This is a genomic window from Pseudomonas sp. NPDC087612 (assembly GCF_044743505.1).
GTDB lineage: Bacteria > Pseudomonadota > Gammaproteobacteria > Pseudomonadales > Pseudomonadaceae > Aquipseudomonas.
In genome coordinates this window covers 272,052-280,344 of record NZ_JBIUWO010000010.1, presented here as the reverse complement: position 1 = coordinate 280,344, position 8,293 = coordinate 272,052, and the positions used below count along the sequence as shown (strand labels likewise).

Annotated in this window: 10 protein-coding genes; 3 read left to right on the top strand and 7 right to left on the bottom strand. The window is 61.7% G+C overall.

Annotated elements, in window-relative coordinates:
• Positions 1–212: 212 nt before the first annotated feature.
• The 4 genes from cysB to ACIOVF_RS21655 all read right to left on the bottom strand — a co-directional run bounded on the left by cysB (position 213) and on the right by ACIOVF_RS21655 (position 3,821).
• A complete protein-coding gene (gene cysB, locus ACIOVF_RS21670; RefSeq protein ID WP_010222540.1) occupies positions 213–1,187 on the bottom strand; it encodes an HTH-type transcriptional regulator CysB in 975 nt (324 codons plus the stop codon).
• A 124-nt stretch (positions 1,188–1,311) separates the two neighbouring features.
• A complete protein-coding gene (locus ACIOVF_RS21665) occupies positions 1,312–1,809 on the bottom strand; it encodes a universal stress protein (RefSeq protein ID WP_045194744.1) in 498 nt (165 codons plus the stop codon).
• 92 nt (positions 1,810–1,901) lie between these two features.
• A complete protein-coding gene (locus ACIOVF_RS21660; protein WP_401292360.1) occupies positions 1,902–2,810 on the bottom strand; it encodes a 5'-nucleotidase in 909 nt (302 codons plus the stop codon).
• A gap of 42 nt (positions 2,811–2,852) precedes the next feature.
• Positions 2,853–3,821, bottom strand: coding sequence for a putative 2-dehydropantoate 2-reductase (locus ACIOVF_RS21655; RefSeq protein WP_401292357.1), 969 nt, complete (start codon positions 3,819–3,821; stop codon positions 2,853–2,855).
• A 116-nt stretch (positions 3,822–3,937) separates the two neighbouring features.
• Here ACIOVF_RS21655 and ACIOVF_RS21650 point away from each other — a divergent pair, with 116 nt between their 5' ends.
• A complete protein-coding gene (locus tag ACIOVF_RS21650) occupies positions 3,938–4,390 on the top strand; it encodes a PilZ domain-containing protein (protein ID WP_045194748.1) in 453 nt (150 codons plus the stop codon).
• Between the two features lie 164 nt (positions 4,391–4,554).
• The gene (locus ACIOVF_RS21645) at positions 4,555–5,631 is read left to right on the top strand and encodes a 3-deoxy-7-phosphoheptulonate synthase (protein ID WP_045194753.1); all 1,077 of its coding nucleotides are present in this window, start codon (positions 4,555–4,557) and stop codon (positions 5,629–5,631) included.
• Positions 5,632–5,717: 86 nt separating this feature from the next.
• Here the strand turns inward: ACIOVF_RS21645 and ACIOVF_RS21640 are convergent, their stop codons facing one another.
• Entirely contained in the window at positions 5,718–6,002 is a 285-nt protein-coding gene (locus ACIOVF_RS21640) for a GNAT family N-acetyltransferase (protein WP_010222546.1), read from the bottom strand.
• Between the two features lie 507 nt (positions 6,003–6,509).
• Between ACIOVF_RS21640 and oprI the strand changes: the two genes are divergently transcribed.
• Positions 6,510–6,761, top strand: a complete 252-nt coding sequence (gene oprI / locus ACIOVF_RS21635) for an outer membrane lipoprotei OprI (RefSeq protein ID WP_003259780.1) — start codon at positions 6,510–6,512, stop codon at positions 6,759–6,761.
• A gap of 129 nt (positions 6,762–6,890) precedes the next feature.
• Here the strand turns inward: oprI and ACIOVF_RS21630 are convergent, their stop codons facing one another.
• Positions 6,891–7,868: a L,D-transpeptidase family protein gene (locus ACIOVF_RS21630; RefSeq protein WP_045194756.1), complete on the bottom strand. Its 978-nt coding sequence runs from the start codon at positions 7,866–7,868 to the stop codon at positions 6,891–6,893.
• 121 nt (positions 7,869–7,989) lie between these two features.
• Positions 7,990–8,271 (bottom strand): hypothetical protein, encoded by a 282-nt coding sequence (locus ACIOVF_RS21625; RefSeq protein ID WP_010222548.1) that lies wholly within the window; start codon positions 8,269–8,271, stop codon positions 7,990–7,992.
• Positions 8,272–8,293: the final 22 nt, after the last annotated feature.

Genomic DNA, 8,293 nt, shown 5'->3' with positions numbered 1-8,293 from the left:
GCAGCGTAGGGCCGTATGCAGGAGCAAGCGGTTTTGCCTACTTCTTCCCAAGAGAAAAGTAGGCCGCCGTAAAGGCGGAAGGGGCCAGCAGCAGCACCACACTGAATGGATAAACTCGCAGCCTCAACATCCCAACCCGGGATTCCGTGAAGAACCAAAAAAAAGCGCCCCTTGAAGGGCGCTTTCTGCACATCAGCTACTGAAGACGCAAATCAGTGCACTGGCAACTCGACGCCTTCAAACAGCTCTTCAAGCTCCTGCTTGTTGTGGCAGGCGATCGCCTTGGCCATCACTTCGCGGGTCAGGTGCGGGGCGAACTTCTCGATGAAGTCGCACATGAAACCGCGCAGGAAAGTGCCACGACGGAAACCGATCTTGGTCACGCTGGACTCGAACAGCTCGCTGGCATCGAGCACCACCAGGTCATTGTCGAGCTTGGTGTCGACCGCCATCTTGGCGACGATACCGACGCCCAGGCCCAGGCGCACGTAAGTCTTGATCACGTCGGCGTCGGCGGCGGTGAACACCACTTTCGGGGTCAGGCCGCGGTGGCTGAAGGCTTCGTCGAGCTTGGAGCGGCCGGTGAAACCAAACACGTAGGTAACGATCGGGTATTCGGCCAGGGCTTCGAGGGTGAGCTTTGGCAGTTTGGTCAGCGGGTGGCCCTGAGGCACCACCACGCAGCGATTCCAGCGATAGCACGGCATCATCACCAGGTCGCCGAACAGTTCCAGAGCTTCAGTGGCGATGGCGAAATCGACGGTGCCGTCGGCGGCCATTTCGGCAATCTGCATCGGCGAGCCCTGGTGCATGTGCAGGGCCACTTCCGGGTACTGCTTGATGAAGCTGCTGATCACCGGTGGCAGGGCATAACGCGCCTGGGTGTGGGTGGTGGCGATCGACAGGGTGCCCTTCTTCTCGTTGGAGAATTCCTGGGCGATCTGCTTGATGCTTTCGACCTTGCGCAGGATCTCGCCGGCGGTGGTGATGATGCGCTCACCGGCCGGGGTCACGCGGGTCAGGTGCTTGCCGCTGCGGGCGAACACCTCGACGCCCAGCTCGTCCTCGAGCAGGCGGATCTGCTTACTGATGCCCGGCTGGGAGGTGTACAGGCTCTGCGCTGTCGCGGAGACGTTGAGGTCGTGGTGCGCCACTTCCCAGATGTAGCGCAATTGTTGAAGCTTCATAGGTATCCCTCAAATCAGCTGGGCGTCACCGGCAGCAGCGACGATTTATAACTATATTAGTGGTTTGAAGAATAAATCTAGAACTATTTTAGCAGTCTTCAAGGAACCTACCTACGTCACCCAGTTAAGACTTCCTACGGCCGAGATGTTGCGCGAGCGGCACCATGTACACCGGCACCGGCGACAGCTGCAGCAAGCGCACGGCGGTGCGGCCAATCGGAATGTCAACGCCGGCGCCCTGGCTGTGGCTGCCGAAGATCAGCAAGTCGACACTCAGGCGCTGGGCCTGCTCGAGAATCACCTGCGCCGGGTCGCCCTGGCGCACGCGCACGGCCTTGATCAGGGCCAGGTCGGCCTCCTCGCCTAATTCGTCACGAAAGTTTTCCAGGACCCGCTGCTCGATGTTGGCCATCACCGTGGTGACGCCTTCGCTGTGCAGTTCATCGAGGGTCTGCTCGTCCAGGTAGCTTTGCAGCAGCGACTCGGCGAACTGGCCCATGGGCTCGACTGCATGAATGACGTAGAGCTCTGCGTTGAAGGTCCGCGCCAGCGCCAGCGCGTGTTGCATGACAAAAGGCGCGTACACACCGAGGTCAGTGGCATACAGCATGGAACGGATCATTCGACCTCCTCGACTGCCACGACGGCAGAGCAAGCTTCAGCTTAGCAGCGCCAAGACCGGCCGCAGGGCCGTCCGGCGCCGAGGTTTGCCAGTCAGCCCGGGGTCGGTTCGTTGCTGATCCCATGGGGCACATGGCCAGTGGCGACGACGCTGCGGGCCCGTTCGCAATGGCCGGCCTGATCGTCGAAGAACACATCGGCGGCGAAGGCTTCGAGGAACGCCGATTTGTCCAGGCCGCCAAGAAACAGCGATTCGTCCAGGCGAATATCCCATTCGCGCAAGGTGCGGATCACCCGCTCATGGGCCGGTGCCGAACGGGCGGTGACCAGCGCCGTGCGGATCGGGCAGGCGCCTTGCGGGAACTCCTTTTGCAAAAGGTTCAGCGCCGCCAGGAACGGCTTGAACGGCCCGCCACGCAACGGCTCACGCGCCGATTGACGCTCGCTGGCCTGAAACGCTTCGAGGCCGCCGAGCTGGTAGACCCGCTCGGACTCATCGGAGAACAGCACCGCGTCGCCGTCAAAAGCGATGCGCAGCTCGTCACTGGCCGCACGCTGGGCGCCACCGGAGAGAATAGTGGCGGCGGCAAAGCCAGCCTCCAGGGCGCTGCGTACGTCATCGGCATCGGTGGACAGGAACAGGTGACAACCAAACGCCGCCAGATACGGATAGGGACTACGACCGCCGACGAAGGCGGCGCGGTAAATACCCAGGCCGTGATGCTCGATCGAATTGAACACCCGCAAGCCGGTATCGGCGCTGTTGCGCGACACCAGCACCACCTCGACCCGCGCCTGGCCAAGATGGGCGTTCAGGCCCAGAAGCTTTTGCACCAGCGGGAAAGCGTCACCGGGTTCAAGCACTTCGTCTTCATGTTCGATCTGGTACTGGCGATACGCCTCAACGCCCTCGGCCAGGTACAGCCGATGGCTCTCGCTGAGGTCGAACAGCGCCCGGGAGGAGATGGCGACGACCAGTTTGTCACCGAGGTTCTTGCTCATATGCTGCTCCTTTTGCGCTGTTCTAGCGGGCCTCATCGCGGGTCAAGCCCGCTCCTGCAGGGGCGGTGCTGTTTGCCGGTCAATAAAAGCCAAGGCCTGATACAACACCTGCATCTTCGGCAACTCACAGCCCGCCGCCCGCGCCTGGGCCAACGGCTCGGCGTAGATCGCCGCCAGTTCCAGTGGCCGCTGCTGGGCGAAATCGTGGTACATGCTCGGCCAGTAGTCGGGCATCTTCTCGGTCACCGCAAACAGGTGCTCGGCATAGCCTTGCGGCAGTTCATGGCCACAGGCACGGGCACCCTGCACTACTTCGGCCATCAGCGCCTGGATCAATGCGCGGCTGTCGGCATCGGCCATCAGCGGCGTGGTACTGGCCTTGAGCAGCACAGACAACCCGTTGTAGGGCACATTCCACACCAGCTTCTGCCAGCGCGCCTGGGCCAGGTTGCTCATGGCCTGGGAATCGATGCCGGCGCCATGGAACAGCGCCGCCCCGGCCTCGACAATCTGCTGGCGGCTGTCATCATCGGCCGCCGGGCCGCTGTGGTAGCCCAGGTTCACCGCGCCCAGCGACTGGTGGCGGATCACCCCCGGCGCTTCGCGGTTGACGCAGATAAAGCACAAGCCGCCAAGCAGGTGCAGGTTGGCCGGCAGCAAGGGCCGCAACTGCTCTTCGACGCCCAGGCCGTTTTGCAGCAGCACCACCTTGGCATCCGGCGCCGCCGCTTTGCCAATCAACGGCGCCAATTCAGTGTTGCTGGTGGTCTTGGCGCCCACCAGCAGCCAGTCGCAGGGCGGCATGTCGGCGGCGTCGGCGTAGGCCGAAACCTTCATCTGCACGATGCCATGCACGGCGCTGTCGAGGCGCAAACCGTTGAGCTGAACGGCGTCGAACTCGCTGCGCAAGAGAAAGTGCACCTCGAACCCGGCACGCGCCAGCATCAGGCCATAGAAGCCACCAATGGCACCGGTGCCGATTACGCCGATACGCGGGCTGCTCGTGTTCATCCTGCTCTCCTCAAGCGTTCATTTTCTGTTCACATTTTTTACACGCAAATCATACGTTTTACGAACCTTCACTATACTGAGGCGAACAAGGTCAAAAAATCGACACGGAGTCGAGCATGCGTGGTTTCTTGCTGCACCCGGACGATGTTCCGGTGGAGCTGACCCTGCGTCAGTCGCCCAAACTGTTCCGCCAACGGCTGCACACTATCAGCCTGGGCGGAATCGCCTGCAACCACCCTCGGGCCTACCGACGCGGCATGGCGGTGGAAATGCTCATCCCCTCCCTCGGCGCCGAGGCGCGCTACCCAGGTTACGTGGCCTGGTGCCAGAAGCACCAGGATGGCTACCGGGTGGGTATTGCCTTTATCGACGAACAGGCGCTGTTTGGCGCACGCATGGGCGAACAGGTGTGCCAGATCCAGCACTTCTGTCAGGCCCGGGAACACGCCGCCAACCCCGATACCGATGTCGAAGCCCTCGCCCAGCAGTGGGTCAGCCTGCACGCCGGCGAGTTCTCCGAGGCCAGCCTTGAGGCAAGCCATACCCGGGAAATCCTCCTTCCGGGGTAAAAACCCCGTGGCTGTGGGCTTTTCCTTGCAGGAAAGCCGCCCTTGCCCATTGTCGAGCCACGGTGTAACGCGCTAAGGTTCGGCTCCCCGCTGCGTACAATTTTCGCTGCTCCGCCGCACGGGGATCGCTGGCGGCCGGCACCCGTGACCTGACGAGTAACACGATGGCTGATTTACCGATCGATGACCTAAACGTTGCCTCCAACGAGACCTTGATCACCCCCGATCAGCTCAAGAAGGAAATCCCCCTCAGCGCTACCGCCCTGCAGACCGTGACTGCCGGCCGCGAAGTGGTGCGCAATATCCTCGACGGCAAGGACCACCGCCTGTTCGTGGTGATCGGCCCCTGCTCGATCCACGACATCAAGGCTGCCCACGAGTATGCCGAGCGCCTCAAGGTGCTGGCGGCAGAGGTGTCCGACACCCTGTACCTGGTCATGCGCGTGTATTTCGAAAAGCCGCGTACCACCGTCGGCTGGAAGGGCCTGATCAACGACCCGTACCTGGACGACTCGTTCAAGATCCAGGACGGCCTGCACATTGGCCGCCAGCTGCTGCTGGACCTGGCGGAAATGGGCCTGCCGACCGCCACCGAAGCCCTCGACCCGATCTCGCCGCAGTACCTGCAGGACCTGATCAGCTGGTCGGCCATCGGCGCGCGCACCACCGAATCCCAGACCCACCGCGAAATGGCCTCGGGCCTGTCCTCCGCGGTCGGCTTCAAGAACGGCACCGACGGCGGCCTGACCGTTGCCATCAACGCCCTGCAGTCGGTGTCGAGCCCGCACCGCTTCCTTGGTATCAACCAGGAAGGCGGCGTGTCCATCGTCACCACCAAGGGCAACGCCTACGGCCACGTGGTGCTGCGTGGCGGCAACGGCAAGCCCAACTATGACTCGGTCAGCGTCGCCCTGTGCGAACAGGCCCTGGCCAAGGCCAGGATCAAGCCGAACATCATGGTCGACTGCAGCCACGCCAACTCCAACAAGGACCCGGCCCTGCAGCCGCTGGTGATGGAGAACGTCGCCAACCAGATCCTCGAAGGCAACCAGTCAATCATCGGCCTGATGGTCGAGAGCCACCTGAACTGGGGCTGCCAGGCAATCCCGAAAGACCTCAACGACCTGCAGTACGGTGTCTCGATCACCGACGCCTGTATCGACTGGGCGTCCACCGAGAAAACCCTGCGCAGCATGCACGCCAAGCTCAAGGACGTGTTGCCCAAACGCCAGCGCGGCTGACAGGCAGATACAAAAACGCCGGGCAATTGCCCGGCGTTTTTGTTGGTGCGTTGAACAGCAGCGCAAAGGGCTGCCCTTCGTGATCTTCAGGCCTTGTTGGTGGCGTGCTTTTGCTGACGTTCCATGTAGCGCTCAACATAGGAGCACGACGGAATCACGGTATAGCCCATGTCTTCGGCGTACTTGAGCGCCTGCTCGGTGAGCGCCGCAGCAATACCCCGGCCACGCAACGCGTTGGGCACGAACGTGCGGTAGATATCCAGGGTCTGCTTACCCAGGTCCATGTAGGTCAGGTAAGCACGATGACCGTCCACATTGGTCTCGAACTGATGACCAGCCTGGTCATGGTGGATGGACAACGCCTCGCTCATCACTACTCCTCGCGGGTCTTGTGCTTTGACCCTACCTTACCGATGTTTGTCCGGCGAAGGAACCTCTACGCCACCCCGTGCCCCATTGGACAACGAGAAGAGCATGGCTGTTCTCTGGCAAATGAGCACGTACAAATAGTAGGCGCCCGATGCCCGGATGCTCAAGGTGGCTGGTCGCAAATTTCACCCACTTGTGGCAAGCGGACACGGCGGCGAGCATCGGCCTGAACAGTTGCCGGATGTTGTAGTGCTATGACGAAGGATGACACTTTAAGTCACTTTTAGTTCAACAAATTACACACTTGCTACACTTGTTAGCACCCGCGCATGCGGCGCCTTCACAGTTTTTCTACATAAGGCTGTGGCGGACCCGGGACAGGCGCATTTTTTTGCAGTTCTTGCGCTCTGTCAGTTTACTTACTACAAGTAATGGGTACTATGTACGCCGGCCAGTTTCTCTTTCTTGAGAGATGGCTATTTAATAGAAAGTCCTTGAAGGGGAACACGATGAACAACGTTCTGAAATTTTCTGCTCTGGCTCTGGCCGCAGTCCTGGCTACCGGTTGCAGCAGCGTATCCAAAGAAACCGAAGCTCGTCTGACCGCTACCGAAGACGCAGCTGCTCGTGCACAAGCTCGTGCCGATGAAGCCTATCGCAAAGCTGACGACGCTCTGGCTGCTGCTCAAAAAGCACAACAGACCGCTGACGAAGCTAACGAGCGCGCTCTGCGTATGCTGGACAAAGCCAGCCGCAAGTAATAGTCCTTCGGGATTGTTATTGGAAGCCGACCCACTTGTGGGTCGGCTTTTTTATTGCCGCCGTGAAAGTGCAACAGCAGAAACGACGAGGCCTGCACGATGGCAGGCCTCAGGTACAGCAGGAATGGCTTACTGCATGTCGTAAGGCACGCTGGACACCATCGGCGCCGGGTTGCCAGCGCCATTGGGCACGGCGATCTCCACCGGCATGCCGTCTTCGGCGGCGACCACATCACGAACCATGTCCCAGTTCATGCGCAGGTTGTTGGCCAGGTCTTCGCGCTTGAGCAGGGCGTTGATGACCGCGGTGTGCTTGTCGACCACCGACGGATCGCCCTTGTCGTCCAGCGGCGTGTGCGCCTCGAGATAGACCTTGCCGGCACTGATACCGAACTTGTACGGCTCGTTGATGATGCGAACCGGCACACCGACCGGGGCCATCTTGGCCAGTTCCAGCACGTTGTTGTTGAACATGCGGAAGCAGCCGTGGCTGGTGCGCATGCCGATGCCGAATTTCTTGTTCGAACCGTGGATCAGATAGCCCGGCACGCCGAGGGTGAACTTGAACGGCCCCAGCGGGTTGTCCGGACCTGCCGGCACCACGGTTGGCAGAATGTCGCCGTCTTCGGCGTGCTCCTTGCGGATCGAGGCTGGCGGCGTCCAGGTCGGGTTCGGGGTCTTGGCGGTGACCCTGGTGTTGGCGATCGGCGAACCCCAGCCTTCACGGCCGATGCCCAGCGGGTAGGTATGCACCACGTTCTGCCCTTTCGGGTAGTAGTACATGCGGTACTCGGCAAGGTTGATGACGATGCCTTCGCGCGGGCCCGGCGGCAGGATGAAGCGGGTCGGCAGGATGATCTCGGTGCCGGCGCCCGGCAGCCATGGGTCGACGCCGGGGTTGGCGGCGATCATTTCCAGGTAGCCAAGGTCGTTGGCGGTGCCGATGTCGGCAAAGGTGTCTTCGTACTTGGCCTTGATCACTTGGACCTGGCCGATGACGTCTTCACCGGGAGGCGGCAGGGGGAACTCCAGCGCAGCAGCGGGACCTGCCGCCAGCAGGGCGGCCAGGGACAGGCAACGGGTGACGGCGGGAAAGCGCGGCAACATCCGGGAAATCCTTCGCTAATTCAATTGAGTCAAGCAATCGATTGTACACCGCCCCCCGCGGAACAGGGAGATGTCCCGGGCGCAGTTGGCGGTGCAGGGGATGAAAGGTTATATCAGCGCGTTACAGCTCGGGCCACACTGGCCGCGTGCCACGGCGCTGGGCATCGAGGATTGCCCGGCACAGCGAGCACAGGCGGCGGTCACGGTAGATGCTGCGCTCGGCCTGCGACCAGCGCGGTTGCGCCGGCAACAGGGTGCCGCAGAGGGTGCGGTCGGCCGAGCCACCGAGCTCGAGCTGGCGGGCTACCAGGTGGACGCGGATCTCCTGGCAGGCGAACAGGTCAAGCTGTTCGTCAGGCTCGATCAATTGATAGGCATACAGGGACCAGGCGGGACGCGGCATCGGGGGCTCCAAATCGGGGGCG